The organism is Mesorhizobium sp. ES1-3 (assembly GCF_020164795.1).
Taxonomy (GTDB): Bacteria; Pseudomonadota; Alphaproteobacteria; order Rhizobiales; family Rhizobiaceae; genus Mesorhizobium.
Genome location: NZ_JAIUGW010000001.1, coordinates 494,272 through 511,667, shown reverse-complemented (window position 1 = coordinate 511,667; position 17,396 = coordinate 494,272). Strand labels below are relative to the sequence as shown.

Annotated in this window: 13 protein-coding genes; 2 read left to right on the top strand and 11 right to left on the bottom strand. The window is 60.7% G+C overall.

Annotated elements, in window-relative coordinates:
- Positions 1-34: 34 nt before the first annotated feature.
- Complete coding sequence (locus LB536_RS02435; RefSeq protein ID WP_224589985.1) at positions 35-1,807, top strand: adenylate/guanylate cyclase domain-containing protein; 1,773 nt, start codon at positions 35-37, stop codon at positions 1,805-1,807.
- A 22-nt stretch (positions 1,808-1,829) separates the two neighbouring features.
- Here LB536_RS02435 and LB536_RS02430 read toward each other — a convergent pair whose 3' ends face one another.
- From LB536_RS02430 to LB536_RS02420, 3 genes are all read right to left on the bottom strand, one after another.
- Positions 1,830-3,203: a hypothetical protein gene (locus LB536_RS02430; RefSeq protein WP_224589984.1), complete on the bottom strand. Its 1,374-nt coding sequence runs from the start codon at positions 3,201-3,203 to the stop codon at positions 1,830-1,832.
- The gene (locus LB536_RS02425; protein WP_224589983.1) at positions 3,203-3,724 is read right to left on the bottom strand and encodes a GNAT family N-acetyltransferase; all 522 of its coding nucleotides are present in this window, start codon (positions 3,722-3,724) and stop codon (positions 3,203-3,205) included. Before LB536_RS02425 ends, LB536_RS02430 begins: the two co-directional genes overlap by 1 nt.
- Before the next feature lie 73 nt (positions 3,725-3,797).
- Positions 3,798-4,652 carry a hypothetical protein gene (locus LB536_RS02420; RefSeq protein ID WP_224589982.1) on the bottom strand — a complete coding sequence of 285 codons (855 nt, stop codon included), beginning with the start codon at positions 4,650-4,652 and terminating at the stop codon, positions 3,798-3,800.
- 177 nt (positions 4,653-4,829) lie between these two features.
- Here LB536_RS02420 and LB536_RS02415 point away from each other — a divergent pair, with 177 nt between their 5' ends.
- Positions 4,830-6,245 (top strand): adenylate/guanylate cyclase domain-containing protein, encoded by a 1,416-nt coding sequence (locus LB536_RS02415; protein WP_224589981.1) that lies wholly within the window; start codon positions 4,830-4,832, stop codon positions 6,243-6,245.
- A gap of 90 nt (positions 6,246-6,335) precedes the next feature.
- Here the strand turns inward: LB536_RS02415 and LB536_RS02410 are convergent, their stop codons facing one another.
- The 8 genes from LB536_RS02410 to LB536_RS02375 form a co-directional block, all read right to left on the bottom strand.
- Positions 6,336-6,815 (bottom strand): class I SAM-dependent methyltransferase, encoded by a 480-nt coding sequence (locus tag LB536_RS02410; RefSeq protein WP_224589980.1) that lies wholly within the window; start codon positions 6,813-6,815, stop codon positions 6,336-6,338.
- A gap of 206 nt (positions 6,816-7,021) precedes the next feature.
- Positions 7,022-8,203, bottom strand: coding sequence for an ABC transporter permease (locus LB536_RS02405; protein WP_224589979.1), 1,182 nt, complete (start codon positions 8,201-8,203; stop codon positions 7,022-7,024).
- Entirely contained in the window at positions 8,200-9,198 is a 999-nt protein-coding gene (locus LB536_RS02400) for an ABC transporter permease (protein WP_224589978.1), read from the bottom strand. Before LB536_RS02400 ends, LB536_RS02405 begins: the two co-directional genes overlap by 4 nt.
- 2 nt (positions 9,199-9,200) lie before the next feature.
- Positions 9,201-11,069, bottom strand: a complete 1,869-nt coding sequence (locus LB536_RS02395; protein ID WP_411908781.1) for an ABC transporter substrate-binding protein — start codon at positions 11,067-11,069, stop codon at positions 9,201-9,203.
- 26 nt (positions 11,070-11,095) lie between these two features.
- Entirely contained in the window at positions 11,096-12,991 is a 1,896-nt protein-coding gene (locus LB536_RS02390; RefSeq protein WP_140757049.1) for an ABC transporter ATP-binding protein, read from the bottom strand.
- 148 nt (positions 12,992-13,139) lie between these two features.
- Positions 13,140-14,480, bottom strand: a complete 1,341-nt coding sequence (locus tag LB536_RS02385) for an adenylate/guanylate cyclase domain-containing protein (RefSeq protein WP_140808409.1) — start codon at positions 14,478-14,480, stop codon at positions 13,140-13,142.
- Between the two features lie 261 nt (positions 14,481-14,741).
- Entirely contained in the window at positions 14,742-16,085 is a 1,344-nt protein-coding gene (locus LB536_RS02380; protein ID WP_224589976.1) for a nucleotide sugar dehydrogenase, read from the bottom strand.
- 114 nt (positions 16,086-16,199) lie between these two features.
- Complete coding sequence (locus LB536_RS02375) at positions 16,200-17,360, bottom strand: DUF3095 domain-containing protein (protein WP_140757053.1); 1,161 nt, start codon at positions 17,358-17,360, stop codon at positions 16,200-16,202.
- Between the last annotated feature and the right edge of the window lie 36 nt (positions 17,361-17,396).

The following is a 17,396-nucleotide window of genomic DNA, read 5'->3' as shown; positions in this document are numbered from 1 at the left end:
CTTCCTGCTATCATGGAGGTGAGGAGACGGACCGTTGAGCGAGAATCGTAAGCTAGCCGCAATTCTAGCTGCGGATGTGGTCGGATATAGCCGGCTCGCGAGCGCGGACGAAGATCGTACTTTGGCGAGGTTGCGGGCACTGCGCAGCGACCTGATCGATCCGATCATCGCAGTGCACCACGGCCAGGTGATCAAGCGCACCGGCGATGGGGCGCTGGTTGAGTTCCGGAGTGTGGTGGATGCCGTGCGCTGCGCCATAGAGGTTCAGAATGGTATGGTTGAGCGCAATGCCGGCGTGCCGCAGGACCGACGTATCGAGTTCAGGATCGGCATCCATCTGGGAGATGTGGTCGAAGAAAGCGACGGCGACCTGATGGGCGACGGCGTCAACATCGCCTCGCGTCTGGAGGGGCTCGCGGCACCCGGCGCCATCTGCCTGTCCGAGGATGCCTATCGCCAGGTCAAGGCGAGGCTCGACCTCTCGGTCAGCGATCTCGGCAGCACACAGCTCAAGAACATCGCCGAGCCGATCAGGGTCTATTCGCTGCTAGTCGGCAGCGCCGGGACCAAGGCGGCCGCGACCTCGGAAACCGCGACGAGCCGGCCGGCGACGGCAGCGCCGCCGAAGCTGTCGATCGCCGTGCTGCCGTTCGCCAACATGAGCGGTGACGCCGAACAGGACTACTTCGCCGACGGCATCTCCGAAGACATCATCACGGCGCTGTCGAAACTGTCGCAACTCTTCGTCATCGCACGCAATTCGTCGTTCACGTTCAAGGGCCAGAACGTCCATGTGCAGGAGGTGGGCACGAAACTCGGCGTGCGGCATGTCCTTGAGGGCAGCGTACGCAAGTCGGGGAACCGGGTGCGCATCACCGCGCAGCTCATCGATGCAATTTCGGGCGGCCATCTTTGGGCGGAGCGGTTCGATCGCGACCTGACCGACATATTCGCCGTGCAGGACGACGTGACGCAGCAGATCGTCGGCGCGCTGGCGCTCAATCTGACTGAGGGTGATCGGCAGCGGCTGGCGCCCGAGTACCCGCGCAACACGGAGGCGTATGACTATTTCCTGCGGGGCAGGGAGCTGTGGCACCGGCTGACGAGGGAAACGAACGTCGCGGCCCGCGACCTCTTGCAACGTGCCATCGAACTGGACCCGAAGTTTGCCTCTGCCCACGCATTCCTGGCCCTCACGCACGGACTCGATTACCTGAACCGGTGGAGTGCGTCGCCGCCGGAATCGATGGCGCAAGCGGAAGAGGCCGCAACGCGAGCGGTGACGCTGGATCGCAGCGATCCCTGGGCGCACTGGGCGCTTGCTATTGCCAAGCTGTACACACGACGACACGATGGGGCCATCGACGAGGCCGAGCGCGCGCTAGTCCTCAATCCGAACTTCGCCGAAGCGCACGTCGTTCTCGGCGAGGCGCTGTACTATTCGGGCAGATCCGAGGACGCCCTCGAGAGTTTTGCCCGGGGGAAGATCTTGAATCCCTATTTTCCTGATGTGCTTCTGCACTTCCAGGCTTTGGCCTTGTTTCAACTGGGAAGGTACGAAGAGGCCGTTGACCTCCTAATGCAACGGCTGGCTCGCAACGCTGTCACCGACGTCTCGCGGGCGCTTCTGGCCGCCAGCTACGGCCATCTGGGCCGTTTCGCCGAGGCCCGGGCAGCATGGCAGGAGGTGCTTCGCGTCAATCCCGACTATTCGCTGGAATACCGTCGCAAAGTCCTGCCCTACAAGAACCCTGCCGATTTCGAACTCGTGGTGGAGGGGCTCCGCAAGGCCGGTATAGTGCAATGACAGGTGAGGCCATGCGGCCGGATCAGACGCCGTAGGCTTGGCCGATCTTGCGCCATCGCTCGTTTTCGCGAACCAGTTTCAGGTTGTCGGTCGTCTCTGCAAATGTCCGCGAACGGTATTGCCGGAGCAGGTCCGGGAAGAGCGCCCCGTCCGGGAGGCCGGCAAGCTGCTCGCGGACCGAGATCTTTTCATCGATGACCCGGGTGCCCCAGGCATTTTCCCTTACCTGCAACTCCGCAGCCAGCTCTCGCTCTTCCGGCGCGGTTTCGTCCAACGCAGCCAGGAGGATCGAGTGGAAAAGCGCTACATAGCCGATCTGTCTCAGGCCGCCGACAACCCGCACCCGCGGCAATATGGCAAGAACGAGGAACGTCAGGAACAAGTTCGGCAGCAGCACGCCGTCCAGCAGCGCCTGCTTGAGATGCGGCCGCTCGAACGGGATGGAAAGACAATGCGGCTTGTCGGGCTCGATCAGGTACCCGTTCTCAAGAACGAGCTTGCGCACGCGCTCCTCGCGGATGCCCCAGAAATAGTCCGTGGCATTGGGCAGGAATCTGCCGAATGGGCCCGATGCGGCCTCTTGCAAGGCATATTCGAGACGCTGGCGTCTTGCGGGTTCGATGAGCAGCCTGGAAAGAAGACTGCCGTCATATTGTAGGTGCCGCGCCATGACAGCCGCGGCAAGCCGATCATCGATGAAAACCGGCAGGGCCATGCCGGAACGATCCCAATTGGCGACCAGATCCTCGTTGAGGGCTGTCATGGCATCGGCGGCGGTTCCAAAGACCTTATCCTGACTGGCAAGCAGTGTACCTAGCCAGCGGCTGGCATCCGTTTCATCGCCCATCGCTTCGAGCGCGCGCTTGTTGAGGGAGACGGGACCGGCCGCGCAGGCGCTTTTGCTGCACAGCTTGTGGCGCCCCATGCCAAACAGGTTGACCTTGTCGTCTCCGAGATCAAGCCATCCAGGCCCCTCCCGGCCAATTGTCTCCATGGTCATCGTCGTTCCCATGAAGCCGACGAAGGCTGACAGCTCGTTTTCGACCGCGCCGAGCCAGGCAAGCAGGAGGGCATCGAAGGTGATCCGGTCCATCAGAAGCAGGCAGTGCAGACCGGACTGAATCACCGGTCTGTGCTCGAACTCGTCGAGGGCCTTGCCGATTTCCTCAGGCTGCATGATCACGCCGAGGCGTTGGTGCAGGACCTCGCGCAGGATCGAGCGGGCAGCGATCGCCGGGCCGGATGCAGGCCTTGCCACCGGCCGCCACAGATGGCGGGCGTAGTCGGAAACTGGAGCATTCCAGTTCTGCTCGATGTCACGCGCGACTTCCGGGCAGAGCAGCGACAGCACAGCCAGAATTTCCACGGGGGGGACTGGGGCGAAGACGGCGGTCATCAGAACCGCAACCGGGCCATGCTCAGGAGGTCGTGATACTGCCCGTTGGTAAAACCGGCCTTCACATGCCGGCCTTCAACCTCGAAGCCGTGGCTGGTGTAGAGACGGATGGCCGGCTCGTTGTCGGCATAGACGGTCAATTCGACCCGCTTCAGGGCGCGCCAGTTGTCGGCCACGTCAAGCAGAGCGCCAAGGATGGCAGAGCCGATACCTTTGCCGACAAAGCCATCATCTAGGCCGATATTGATCTCGCCGATATGCGAACGGCGTGGCGAGCTTTGCACGACCAGGCTGCCATGGCCGACGACCTTGCCGTCCAATTCGGCGACGATCCAGGTGGTTTCCTGGCCGGACTTGGCGATGCGCCGCTCCACCTGATCCACCGTCTCGAAGGGCATCCTGAGCGTCCCCCAGCGGAAGCCCGGCATGTTGAAGATAGCGCAAAGCGCCTCCGCATCGCTTGCCCGGACGGCCCGGAGCTGCGGCTGGATTTTCTCGGATGGCGATGTCGTGCTGGTCATGACTTTCCCGGCGAAGGCAATCGGCCGGCACGATGCACCGGACGTCACCTGAAAATCCAGCCGTCTCTGCAGCCTATGCTGCCGATTGCGAACCAAAACACCGGGAGGCCGTGTAGAGTTTGAAGCCGCCGCTGATGCCGATCCAGCCGAAAAGGGCGAGCCAGCCCAATGTAGCGGCCGCCGTCCAGTCGATCCGGTGCACCGCGGCGTTGGTGATAACGAGGCCAAGAATGGAAAGCAAGCCGACCAGAAATTGCGCCAGGCCTAGCACCAGCAATTCTTCGCGCGGCGCACTTTTCCAGACGAGATAAGTGCCGCCAGCGCCGGCAAAGAAAATGGCGCTGTAGACCTGGGCGTGGAAGGGATCGACCGGCCATGGCCAGGTGCTGCTGACCATCAGGGGAAACAGCAACATGCCGAAGCCATAGACCCCAAGGACCGCCGTTTCCGCCAACATGTAGCTGCGCCATGCGGGGCTTAGGGTCACGCCATTTGCTGACGGACGGGCCCTTGCCCGCCACAGGAACAACCCGGATACCGCGACCGAACCAAGATAGACCAGAAACCAGAGCCAGGTCGCTTTGCGCCCAAAGTTGAAATAGCCGAGATTGATCAACGAAACCGCCGACACGATTACGGTGAAGATGAGAGCCATGACCAGCACGAGCCTGCCCGGCGACCAGCGATTCCAGAACAAGAGCGCCGCCATCACTGCCATTTCGGCGGTGTAGAAGCCGCCGAGAAAGCGGGCACTGAATGGCGTGACGGGCCAGGGCCAGCGCGGCTTGACCAACGCAGGCGCGAAAAACAGGCCGGCGCCGACGATCAAGACGATAATGACCCCTGCCGAGAAAAGCCGCAATGCCGCGGGAAATGGCGGGTTGTCGGATGTCGGCACGGGAGAAAGCCCCAAAGATGAATGCGCCATGTACCCATCATAGTGCCGCTTGCGGCCGGTGAAAATCCGCCGAATTCAAATTGAGGTGTCACCAGATCTATCCATTCGAATGGCCGTTTGATCCCTTTCGACGTAAGATGGTGTGCGCGGACCGAAGACCGGTCCGGCGAACCACGCCTGGGAGGCGCATTTTCCGGAGCCTGCACGATGACCGAAGCTCAGGATCTGTTCTCGCTTCTGCGGCAATCGACCGATGTCGATCCGCAGGCAATCGACGCGATCCGGCGAACCATCGCCGAGGGCAAGGACCACGAACTTTGCCGCATCAATGCGCTGGCCTTCGCCAGCAAGAATGGCCTCGACGAGGAACGCACCATCAGCGCCTTTCTCCATGCGGCGCGGGTGGGCATCTTCGACATCTCCTGGAATGTTCTGTGCCCCGGCTGCGGCGGCGTGCTCGACACCAACGCCACGCTGAAAACAATGCAGAAGGACGAATACACCTGCGCGCTGTGCTCCCAGGGCTATTCGCCGACCCTCGACGAGATGGTCGAGGTGACATTCACCGTCAGTCCCCGCATACGCAGGATTGCCGCCCACAATCCGCACGAACTGCCGTTGATAGAATACTTCCGCCAGATCTACTGGGCGTCCGGCGCCGATCTGCCGGAAGAGGATTTCGCGGAGAAGGTGGAAGCGTTCTCGCTCGAGGATATCGAGCTTGCGCCCGGTGAAAAGGCGGTTCTGCCCATACAGCTTCCGTCTGAATTCGTCATCATCTTTGAGCCGGTCACGCATTCAGCGCAGTTCATTGACGCTAAGGGCGAACCAACAAAGGAGCGCCGAAGCCTCTCCTTGGTTTTCGACCGCGACCATGTCCAGAGCCAGACGCTGGAGATGCAACCCGGCCCGTTGCGCATTTCGCTGGAAAACAGGACCGACACCCGCGTGCTGCCGACGGTCTTCATCGCCGGCCACGCATTGCATGATTTCCTGGGCAAGCGCCGGCCCTTCCTGACCGCCAAGCGCCTGCTAACCAACCAGACGTTCCGCGATCTCTATCGCACAGACACGCTCGACATCAACCAGCGGCTGAAGATCACCAGCCTGACCTTCCTGTTCACCGACCTGCGCGGATCGACCGAGCTTTACGAGCGGGTGGGCGATCTTTCAGCCTTCGATCTCGTGCGCGAGCATTTCCAGGTGCTGCACGAGATTGTCGCGGCGGAGGCGGGCGCGGTTGTGAAGACGATCGGTGATGCGGTGATGGCGACCTTCGCGACGCCTGATCGTGCGATTGCCGCGGCCCTCAGGATGCGCGAGGCCATGCGTGCGCTCAATGAAAAAAGCGGGCGCGAGGATCTGCTGCTCAAGATCGGAGTCCATGCCGGCCCTTGCATCGCAGTGTCCATGAACGAGCGGCAGGACTATTTTGGCCAGACGGTCAACATTGCATCACGGGTCCAGAACCTGGCCAACCCACAGGCAATCTTCGCCACCCGTGCGGTGGTCGACGACAGTCTCACCGCCGATCTGTTGCGCAGGAACGCGCTGACGCCCGTGCCTCACGAGGTCTCGCTGCGCGGCATCGAGCGGGAGATCGCGGTGTATACAATCACCTGAGGAATTCCAGAGCAATTCCAGGAAAAGCGTGAAACGCTTTCTCTTGGGAATTGCGTTGGAGCAGCGTTTCCGTGAAGCGCTCTCGGCCGCTCACACGCGCTTGCAGAGGAAATAACGATCGGCGGGCTCGGACGTCGGCGTCGGGAGGCGTTGCAGCAGCGGGTGATCGAGCGGCGTGCCACTGACCGCGAAGCCGCCGACGCGAAGCATGCTCGCAATCAGATCGGGAAGCCAGGTAGCGGTCACTGCATCGCGATCATCATAGCCGGTGCCGATGTCGGCATGAACAAGGGCGGCTTCGATGCCAATGAACTTGCGGGCCGTCTCGCGTATTTCGCCGAGCACGAGGTTTTCAGCTTCGGGAATTGAGCTGGCGTGTGCGCCGACTTCGCGGTCGAACACCACGATCCGACGCCCGGGCAGGCGCTCGCGCAGATGGTGGAACGTCCGGCCATTGCCGAGGCCGAGCTCGAGCACAAGCCCCTCCATCTTCGCCACCTCGGGGCAGACGTGATCGAGAATGTCACGCTGTGCGGTCATCCTGCTGATGAAATTCTCGAGACGACTCATATGCTTTTGTGTGTCCTGAACCAGATCAAGAGATCGGCAATGCCCGCGAAGAACGGTTCACGAGTGCATCCCGAAGGCGAGGCGCTAATCTCGATTGCGTGTCGGCACATATACGGGCGGACGATGAACACTGCAATAACCGTACGGGCGGCCGGCAGGGACCATACCGGGTGGAGCCGGCGGCCCGGCGCGACGGAATAGCGATCTCACTTGTAGGGGTCTGCGGCGTCCCGCAAGCCGTCGCCGAGGAAGTTGAACGCCAAGATGACGAGAACGACGGGGAGCATCGGCAAAAGCAGCCATGGATAGAACGCGATCACGCTGACGCTGCGCGCCTCGGTTAGCAGGATGCCCCAGCTGGTTGTCGGTGGCCTCAGGCCCAGCCCAAGGAAGCTCAGCGCCGTCTCGCCCAGGATCATGCCGGGTATGGAGATCGTCGCCGTCGCGATCAGATGCGACATGAAACCGGGAATGAGGTGCCGCCGGATAATGCGGCTGCTGCTGGCGCCCATCAATTGCGCGGCCAGAACGTAATCCTCCTCGCGCAAGGCCAGAAGCTTTGAACGCACGGCCCGCGCCAGTCCGGTCCAGTGGAGCAGCCCGAGGATAACGGTGATGCCGAAATAGATCAGGATTGGACTCCAGGTTATCGGCATGATCGCCGCCAGAGCCAGCCATAGCGGAATGCTGGGGATCGATTGCAGAACTTCGATTATCCGTTGAACGATCAGGTCGAAGATACCGCCGTGATAGCCAGCCAGTCCGCCTATGACAATGCCGAGCAGGAAGCTGAAACTGATGCCGACAAGGCCGATTGTCAGTGAAATGCGTGCGCCATAGATGATACGCGAGAGCACATCGCGCCCCAGCCTGTCGGTGCCGGCCAGAAAGAGCTGGCCGTTTTCGGCAGGACAGACAAAATGCCAGTCACCTTCGACCAGGCCCCAGAACCGGTAACTGTCGCCCTTGCAGAAGAAACGAATCCGCTGAACATCATCCTGGTTGTCGATGTAGTTCCGCTTGAGTGTGTCCATATCCAGCGTCATCTGGCGACCATAGACGAAGGGCCCGACAAGCTGGCCGTTATGGAACAGGTGCACCCGCTGCGGCGGCGAATAGATGTAGTCCATGTTGCGCGTGTGCAGATTGTAGGGCGCCAGGAACTCGCAGATCAGTATCCCGAAATAGAGCGCTGCCAGAAATATGCCGGACACAAGGGCAAGCCGGTGCCGTCGGAATTTCCACCACATCAGCCGCAACTGCGACGCCTGAAAGACCTTCGACTGCTCCGCCGTCATCGCCTCGACGGATTGCAGGTCAAAAGGCGCGATGGAAACGTAGTGTTGCAGCGGGGCACCCGGAGCGGGCAGGGGCGATTGCGTGTTCATTTGGTGCTGCCGCCCTGCAAACGAATTCGTGGATCAAGCAGCGCCAGCGCCAGGTCGGAAATCAGGACACCGATCACCGTCAGGAAGGCGAGGAACATCAGGAAAGACCCTGCCAGATACATGTCCTGGCTTTGCAGCGCTCTGATCAGCATCGGCCCCGTCGTTTCCAAAGACAGCACTATCGCAGTGATTTCGGCACCGGATATGATGGCCGGCAGGATGGAGCCGATGTCGGAAATGAAGAAATTGAGCGCCATGCGCAGCGGATATTTGACGAGCGCCTTGAAGGGATGAAGGCCTTTGGCGCGCGCGGTCACGACATATTGCTTGTGAAGCTCATCGAGTAGATTGGCGCGCAGCCGCCGGATCATGCTTGCCGTGCCCCCGGTGCCGATGATCAAGACCGGGATCCAGAGATGGGCGAGGATCGACTTCGCCTTGGCCCAGGTCATCGGCTCACTGAGATATTGCGGGTCCATGAGATGGCCGATGGAGGTGCCGAACCAGATATTGGCGAAATACATCAGGATCAGCGCCAGCATGAAATTCGGAATGGCAAGGCCGAGAAGGCCGAAGAGAGTAAGGCCGTAGTCGCCCCAACTGTATTGATGCGTGGCGGAGTACATGCCGATAGGAAAGGCGATGAGCCAGGTGAAGATGATCGTGACGAAGGAAACCAGCACGGTCAGCCACATTCGGTCCCCGACGACGTCGCGAACCGGCAGCTCATACTCGAAGGAATAGCCGAAATCGCCGTGCAGCATCCCGCCGACCCAGTAGAAGTAGCGAATGACGGGCGGCTGGTCGAAACCATATTCCTTCCGCATCATTTGGATGCGATCGGAATCCACCGCTTCGCCCTGGGCCCGAAGCTCGGCGACATAGCTGTCGAAATAGTCACCCGGTGGAAGTTCGATGATGGTGAACACCAGCGCCGATATGACCAGCAGCGTTGGAACCATCACAGCGATGCGCCAGACAATATATCGAAGCACGCTCAGGAGCCTCCAAGCCAGAATGTATCCGGCATGTAGACACCGAAATAGGCGGTCGGGTCATAGCCGAAGAGTGCCTTGTCAGGCAGATTGCGCAGCCGCGAGGACACCAGAATGGGCTGAAGTGTTTCGTTCACCGTACCGATCGAGAACACCTGATCAGTGTAGATCGACAGCATTGAATTCCAGATTTCGGCGCGCTCCGTGGCTTTGGTCGATGCGTTCCAGCGCTTGAGCAAAGCCATCAACTCGACCACTTCAGGAAGATCGGGCGCCTCACCCATCTTGCCATGGGACAGATAGTAAGCGCCCCAGAGCGGCCATTGCAGCTGGTCGTCGATGGTGGGGGCCAGCTGGTATGGGTTCATGTCTGCGGTCGGCACGCCATTGTCGATGCCCGACGACATCGACATCATGATCTCGCCGCCAAGCGCGCGGCTGCGGAAGATGTCGCGCTGCGAAGTCCGGATGAACAGGGCGATGCCGATCTTGCGCCAGTGATCGGTGACGAGTTCGAGCGCGTCGGTTTCCAGCGTGCTTTCGCCGGCAGTTTCCACGATGATCTGCGCCGGGCGCCCATCGGGAAGTAGCCGCAGGCCGTCATCGTCACGTGTCTGAAGCCCGACCTGGTCTAGCAGGGCATTGGCCTGGTCGGGATCATGGGCAACCCAGGCCTTCGCGAATTCCGGCCGGTAGAGCGGGCTCTCCGGCAGGACCGTATCGGCGCTTTCCTGCGCCAATCCGTAGAACACGGCCATATTGATCTCGCGCCGGTCCACGGCGAGCGAAAGTGCGCGGCGCACGCGCACGTCACGCAAAAGGCCACGCCACACCTGGTCGGCACAATTCAGATTGGGCAGCAGCGCCAGCCGCGAACCCTGTGTGCGTTTCCAGAGATGCATCTTCACGGGGTAACGCTTCTCCGCATCCTTCAGGAAGGAGTAATCGCTGAAGTCAATTCCCATGCATTGCAGGTCGCTCTCCCCCGCACCGGTCTTGGCGGAAATGATCGCCGACGAGCTGACATTCATGACAATCCGGTCGACATAGGGCAGTTGCCGGCCATTCTCGTCTATTCGATGAAAGAACGGGTTGCGCTCGAAGATGAACTGCTCAGCCGGCGGCTTGGTCCGGTTCTGCCAGGGATCGAGCGTGGGCAGCTCCGGATTCTCCGGGCGATACTGCCGCGACATGCGGATATGCAGGAGCGTCCATTTCGCGACCCGGTTCTCCTTCATCAGGCCGGCGAGCCGGAATGGATCCTGGTATTTCTTGTGGAACTGCTTGAGATAGGCGGCCGGCAAAACAAGCGGTGTCGGCGAGGCAGCGGCAAGCTTGGGCAGGAAGTCGGGATTTGGCGCATCCCAACTGTAGCGGACAGTCAACGGATCGACGATCTCGAAACGTGGCGGCTTGCCGTCCGCCAGCAGGGCAGGGGCGAGCCCGCCTTCCGAAAGCTCATCGTTCAGCCAGACATCTTCCCAGCAATAGCGAAAATCCTCCGGCGTCAGCAGGCTGCCGTCGGACCATTTATGCCCTTCCCGAATCTTGAACGTGAAGACGCGATCATCCGCTACGTCGAAGCTTTCGAGAATGTCGGCTTGCAAGTTGAGCTTTTCGTCATAGCCGACCAGGCGGGCATATCCGTAGATCGTCATCATCCGGATATCTTTCTGGCTGCCGATGATCGTGCGCAGCGTGCCGCCATACTGGCCGGGTTGCCGGCCCATCGCAGCGAGGTTCAATACGCGCGGGCTCTTGGGCAGGCGCTCTGCGAGTGCCGGCAGAGCCCTGGCCTTCAGCTCCGGCTGAAGAAAATCCGGCTCCAAATCGCCAGCGCGCGACGTGCCCGGCAGAAGTGCCGAAGCCATGAGTCCAAGGAGGGTGCGACGGGTGATCAATGGCGCAACTCACTGACATCGGCCAAACGTCGGGCCAGCACGAGGTGGCCGCCGCCAAGATCGATCGGCGACAGCGTATCCTCTTCGCCCTCGTCGTGGAATTGCGGTCCCCATGCGCTGGCGTCGGAAGCGCCGCCGAGCTTCAGCGTCTTGAAATCCATCGGCCGGTCGAGATCGGGGAAAGGGACTGCGGCGACCAGTGAGCGTGTGTAGGGGTGGACCGGTTTCCTGAGCAGAATTTCGCGCGGCGCAAGCTCGACGATACGCCCGCCGCACATCACCGCGATGCGGTCCGCCATGTAGTCCACCACCGCCAGATTGTGGGATATGAACAGGTAGGTCAGGCCCAGTTCCTTCTGCAGGTCCTTCAGGAGGTTTAGGATCTGCGCCTGGACAGAGACATCGAGCGCCGAAACCGGCTCGTCGCAGATCAGGAGTTCTGGCCCCAGGGCTAACGCGCGCGCAATGCCGATACGCTGACGCTGCCCGCCGGAGAAACTGTGGGGATAACGCTTGATGAAGCGCGGATCGAGCCCGATTGCCTGCATCAGGCTCTTGACGGTGGCTAGTCTGGACGCGGCATTGCCACGTTGATGGATTTCCAGCGGCTCGCTCAAGATATTTTCCACCGTCATGCGAGGTGAAAGCGACGAAACCGGATCCTGAAAGACCATCTGGATTTTCGCGCGCAGCAGGCGCAGGGCGTCTCTGTCGCCTCCCAATACGTCGATCGGTCCATCGCGGCCATTGAAGATCACAGAGCCGCCGCTAGGCGTGACAGCCCGCATGAGCATCTTGCTGACGGTGGTTTTGCCGCAACCACTTTCGCCGACCAGGCCCAGGCACTCGCCCCGCCTGATATCGAAGCTCACGCCGTCCACGGCGCGAACAGAGGTTTGACGATCCCCGCCGAACCATCCGGACTTGCGGATGGTAAAAACCTTTGTCAGATCCCTGACCGACAACAGGATGTCGTCCGGCCCTTTCGATGCCGGCGCCGTCTGCTTGCCCAGCAGGGTGCCGACGTTCACCGGCACCTCGCGGAGCGCCTTTAGCCTCTCGCCCGGCTTCAGGTCGAAATGCGGAACGGCCGCCATCAGGCCCTTTAGGTAAGGGTGACCTGGCCGGCGGAATATCGCCTCGACAGGTCCCGCTTCCATGATCTCGCCATGGTACATGACCACCACCTCGTCGGCGACATTGGCGACAACGCCGAGGTCGTGCGTGATCAGCAGCATCGCCATATTCAGCTTGCTCTGAAGCCCGCGCAGCAATTGCAGGATCTGCGCCTGGATGGTGACATCCAACGCCGTCGTCGGCTCGTCGGCAATCAACAGTGCGGGCCGGCAGATAAGCGCCATGGCGATCATGGCGCGCTGACGCAATCCCCCCGAAAGTTCAAACGGATACATGTCATAGGCGCGTTTGGGATTGGGAAAGCCGACAAGGCTGAGCATTTCCTCGGTCCGCGCCTTGCGCTCCGCCCGAGCCATGGGCGTATGAATCTGCAGGGATTCGCTGACCTGGTTGCCGATCGTGTGCAGCGGCGAAAGCGATATCATCGGCTCCTGAAAGATCTTGCCGATGCGGCTGCCTCTCAACGCCCGGATTTCGGGTCCATCACGCGGCATCTGCAGGATATCCTGTGTCGTGCCGGGCTTTTCAGGATCGGAAAACAGGATACGGCCACGAACATGGGCGGTGTTCGGCAAAATGCCCATCACTGCCTGGCTAAGAACCGATTTTCCGGAACCGGACTCGCCCACAAGCGCGGTGACCTTGCCGGGAAGGACGCGAAGATTTGCACGCCTGACGGCGTGCAACGGTCCCCCGATAATGGCAAAAGAGATGCCAAGATCTTCGACCCGTAGTAGATCAACGCCCGAATTCATTCTCACACCAGCCCCACTCTGGCAACGTGCAGAAAGCGAGAGACTAGCGCATTGCCAGTCTAGAGCAACTTGGATTCGACACGGTCGCCAGCGGCGGAACCGGCGACCGGACTGCTTACCAAAGGCGTTCGGATCAGATTGGGGTGGGCTACTGGAGCTTCCTCGGGTCGCCCGCCGACTGCCGTGCGGCATCGCGATGAAGCAGCATGACCTGCTCGGCCTCCGATCTCCGGTCGTAAATCGGCTCCAGCGCACCGTCTTCATCGAGTGCGAGAGCGCCCGACAGATCGGGTGAAAGCACCGTCAGCTTCTGCTTGATCCCCGCCAGTTCCTCGCTGCCGAGCGTCAGCCAGCTGCTGGCGCCGCAATAGCTGGCGAAGTCTTTGGTGGCGAGAACGCGGTGCGGATATTTCTTGGTCAGGGTCTGGAGGCGCTGGACCTCGTTTACAGCCGAGCCGAAGACAGAGAATGTGAGCCGGTCGGTAAGCCCGACATTGCCGAACATCACGTTGCCGACATGCAGGCCGATGCCAAATTTTATGTCGGACAACCCCTTTTCCTTCCTTCGCAGATTGAGATCCACCATGCGCGCAGTGGCCTTGTGCGCTGCCGCCAGAGCAGACTGGCAGGCGGTCTCGGAATGCGAGCGATGTCTTTCGCAAGGGTAGACGGCAATGAAGCCATCACCTATGAAACTCATGATCTGCCCGCCTTTGCGATTGAAAGGTGTAGCAATGGCATCGAAAAACTGGTTCAGCGTATCGATGTAGATTTCGCGGCCGGAAGTTTCGGCAAGCCTTGTTGACCCGCGCATATCGGCCATGACCAGTGCGGCCCGGATTGTGTCGCCCTCGCCGCGCTTGATCTGGCCGTCCAGCACGCGTCTGCCGGCGTCGCCGCCGAGATAAGTGGTCATCATGTTGTCGGCCAACTTGGTGAGCACCGCCATTTTGGTTGCGATGGCGAGATGGTTTTGGATACGCAGCAGCGCCGAAATCATGCTCTCGCTGAAACCTGAAGCACTGTCGGTGGACCAGGACCCGATCATGCCCTGACTGGTATTGCCGTTGAAGGGATGGACGAAAGCCATGTAATCGGTCACGCCCATAAGCCTGAGTTCATCGAAAACAGGAAATTCCGTCGGGACCGACGGGTCGAGCCGGCGCCGCAGATGGTCGAGCTTGTTGCTGAGCAGATAGTAGTATGGGCTGGTCAGGAACCTGTCAGAATGAACGCCGTCCTTTTTGCGGAAGCCTTCCACTTCCATGCCTTGGCCGCGAATCCAGGTGAAGCCAAGCGCGTCATAAAGCGGATGAAGCATCGAAAAGCTCAAATGCACCCGCTTCAGCGGCAGGCCGGCAGCAGCCAGCCGTTCGCAAAACCCCTTTACCAATGTTTCCAGCTCATTGCCCGCCAGCGCCGACTGAGTCAGCCAGTCGGCAACCTTATCCATGAGAATTGTGGAAATTTCTGCTTGCGCCGTGCTCATACCACCTCGAAACCCGTCGAAGACGGAGCCATTATCCGTCGATCCGCCATAATACAGTCCGCCGGCGACCCAAAGATACCCCAAAGTCAACGACGTCGGCTTCGACGGCAGAACGGCGAAGGAATTTCCCGAATGACTGTCCTTGCAACCAAGGGACAGGCTTAACTGCATTCATGTCTTGTGGCGTTATGTGGCGAAGCCGCGGCCGGAGTGCAATCACGATCCTGGCATCGGGCAAAAAATTTGCCGGCTGGGACGCCGTCAGGCCTTCACCACCGTCTCTCGGAGTAGCCCGAGACGGCCAAAAACATTGCGTGTGTCGACGATCAGAAGGGCGTGATCAGCGATTGTCTGATAGTCGATCGCGTCATGGTCGGTTGCAACGACGACGGCATCGAAATCCTTCAAGGCCGCCTCGGTCAATTCGACCGAGCGGCGCCCCTTGATCGCCATATGCTCTCTTGTGGCCGGGATCTCGGGAACATGCGGATCGTGGAATTCCGCCTTGCCGCCCCATTCCTCGATGAGTTCAATGAGCCGCAATGAGGGGCTTTCGCGGATGTCGGGCACATTCTTCTTGTAGGCGAGCCCGATGATGAGAATGCGCGAGCGGCTGAGCGCCTTGCCGCAGCGCCGGTCCAGTGCTTTCGCCAGTTCATCGACCACATGACGCGGCATAGCAGTGTTGATCTCTGCCGCCAGCTCGATGAAGCGGGTCGGCAGTTCGTATTCGCGCGCCTTCCACGTCAGGTAGAAGGGATCGATCGGAACGCAGTGCCCGCCCAATCCGGGGCCAGGATAGAAAGGCATGTAGCCGAAGGGCTTGCTCTTGGCCGCCTCGATCACCTCCCAGATGTCGATGCCCATCGCCCCGAGCACGACCTTCAATTCGTTGACGAGGGCTATGTTGACCGAACGGAAGATGTTTTCCGTCAGCTTGACTGCCTCGGCGGTCGCCGTGCTGGAAACCGGAACGACGGTTTTGACCACGCCTTGGTAGAAAGTCTGCACGAGCGTCGCAGCTTCGATGCCGTCACCTGCCACGACCTTGGGGATCGTCGCGACTTCAAAGTTGCGGTTGCCGGGATCCTCGCGTTCGGGCGAGAAGCCGAGGAAGAAGTCTATCTTCGACTGCAAACCGGTTTCTTCCAGTATGGGCTTGATCACGTCGTCGGTGGTGCCGGGATAGGTGGTAGATTCCAGCACGATGAGGTGGCCGAGACGCAGATGCTTTGCGATGACGCCAGTCGTGTTCCTGACAAAGCAGAGGTCCGGCTCACGGTTTTTCGTCAGCGGCGTCGGAACGCAGATGATGATGATATCGCAGACGGACAGTTCGGCAAAATCCGCCGTGGCGCGGAACCGTCCACTCGCCACGTGGCCGGCAAGGGCTGTCGACGTCACCGCCTCAATGTAGGATTGGCCGTTGTTCAGGCTCTCGACCTTCTGGGCTTCGATGTCGAAGCCGAAAACCGGGAAGCCGGCCCGTGCGACCGCAATTGCCAGCGGCAACCCGACATAGCCCAATCCGATCACGCCGACTCGCGCGGCGTGCGTCGAGATACGGTTCAGCAGACGGTCATATGCCGATCGTGAAGCGTCCAAAAATCTGCTTTCCCGTTAATTCGGATAGGCTGGCCGCTGCCAGGCGCGGCTTACCACGGTCCCAGGAACCATGGCCGGGGCATATTGCGGAAAATGGATTCTCGCAAGCCGCCATCAGACCGGCAACTTTGCCTTCAAGCTTGCGGCAGCCATCGCATAGCCGCCGGCGGCACCATCTATGAAATGAACGTGATCGCGCTGCAGCGGCGAGGCGACCAGGCATGTCATCAAGGCCGATTTCTGGCGGTGCAGGCCATAGTTGCAGATGCCCGCCTCTTCCGCCTGTTTCAGCCGGTTCTCGATCCGTTGCAACACATCAGCGTCAACGTCGATGGTCATCTTCAAGCCGTCGTCGAATTTCCGGAAATCCGAATTGCTGGCCACGTCGCGTTTGTAGATCTTCGGATCGAAACTGCCGATCGTCCAGCCATATCTGTCGGTGACGGCCGTAAGCGTCATCAGGAACACTATCCACAGCTTCGACAGCCACCGCCGTCCTGCCGGCGCCGTGGCCCGCGCCTCAATATCGAGGCCGGCGGGCAGCAAGCTGTAGTCCGGCCCGTTCACCGGCACAGGGTGGCCATCGCGTTCCTGCCTGCCGGCAAGGGCGATGATGTCGGATGCCAGAAACTGAAAACCGCGCAGGTCGCGCGACGCCCCCGGTATGGCTATGATCGAGACGATTTCGCCATGCCGGGTTTCGATCGGGTTCCAGCGGCAGGAGAGGCCGGTCAGATCCGGCCGTGCGCCGGCCGGCGCAGGATCGACGCGGTAGCGCCCCGCTTTCATCTCGGCTTCCGCCCAACTGCCGCCACCGCCGGCGAACATGGCATAGAAGACCGCATCGGATGCTTGGAACCTTGCCACGCGAACGTCGAGGCCTTGCGCTCGAATATCCTTTATCGGCACGATTGCGGCACGCAGGGTTAGGTCCAGTTCGTCCGCCACCCATCTCTGGACAGCCGCCAGCGCGTTGCGGGTGGTCTCCACCGCCGAGCCGGGAAATGCGACGAGCGCCCCGTCGCCGCCGAAGACAAAGGGAAGATCTTGCCGACCCAGCGCATTGAGCAGGGCCGAAATGACACTGGCGCCAGCCATATTGACTGTCTTATAGCGTCCAGTCTCGATCGCCTTTGTCGAGCCGACAATGTCGGCGGTGGCCAGCGCCCAGCCATCGGGGAGAGGCCGATAGTTGTCGATATCGGCAACGCTTTCGAACTTTGCGAAGACCGGCAGAGAAGCGACAAACGGGTCCGACGCGGCAGCTGTTTCCATGAGCATCAGATAGCACATTCCACTGCTTGAAGGTGA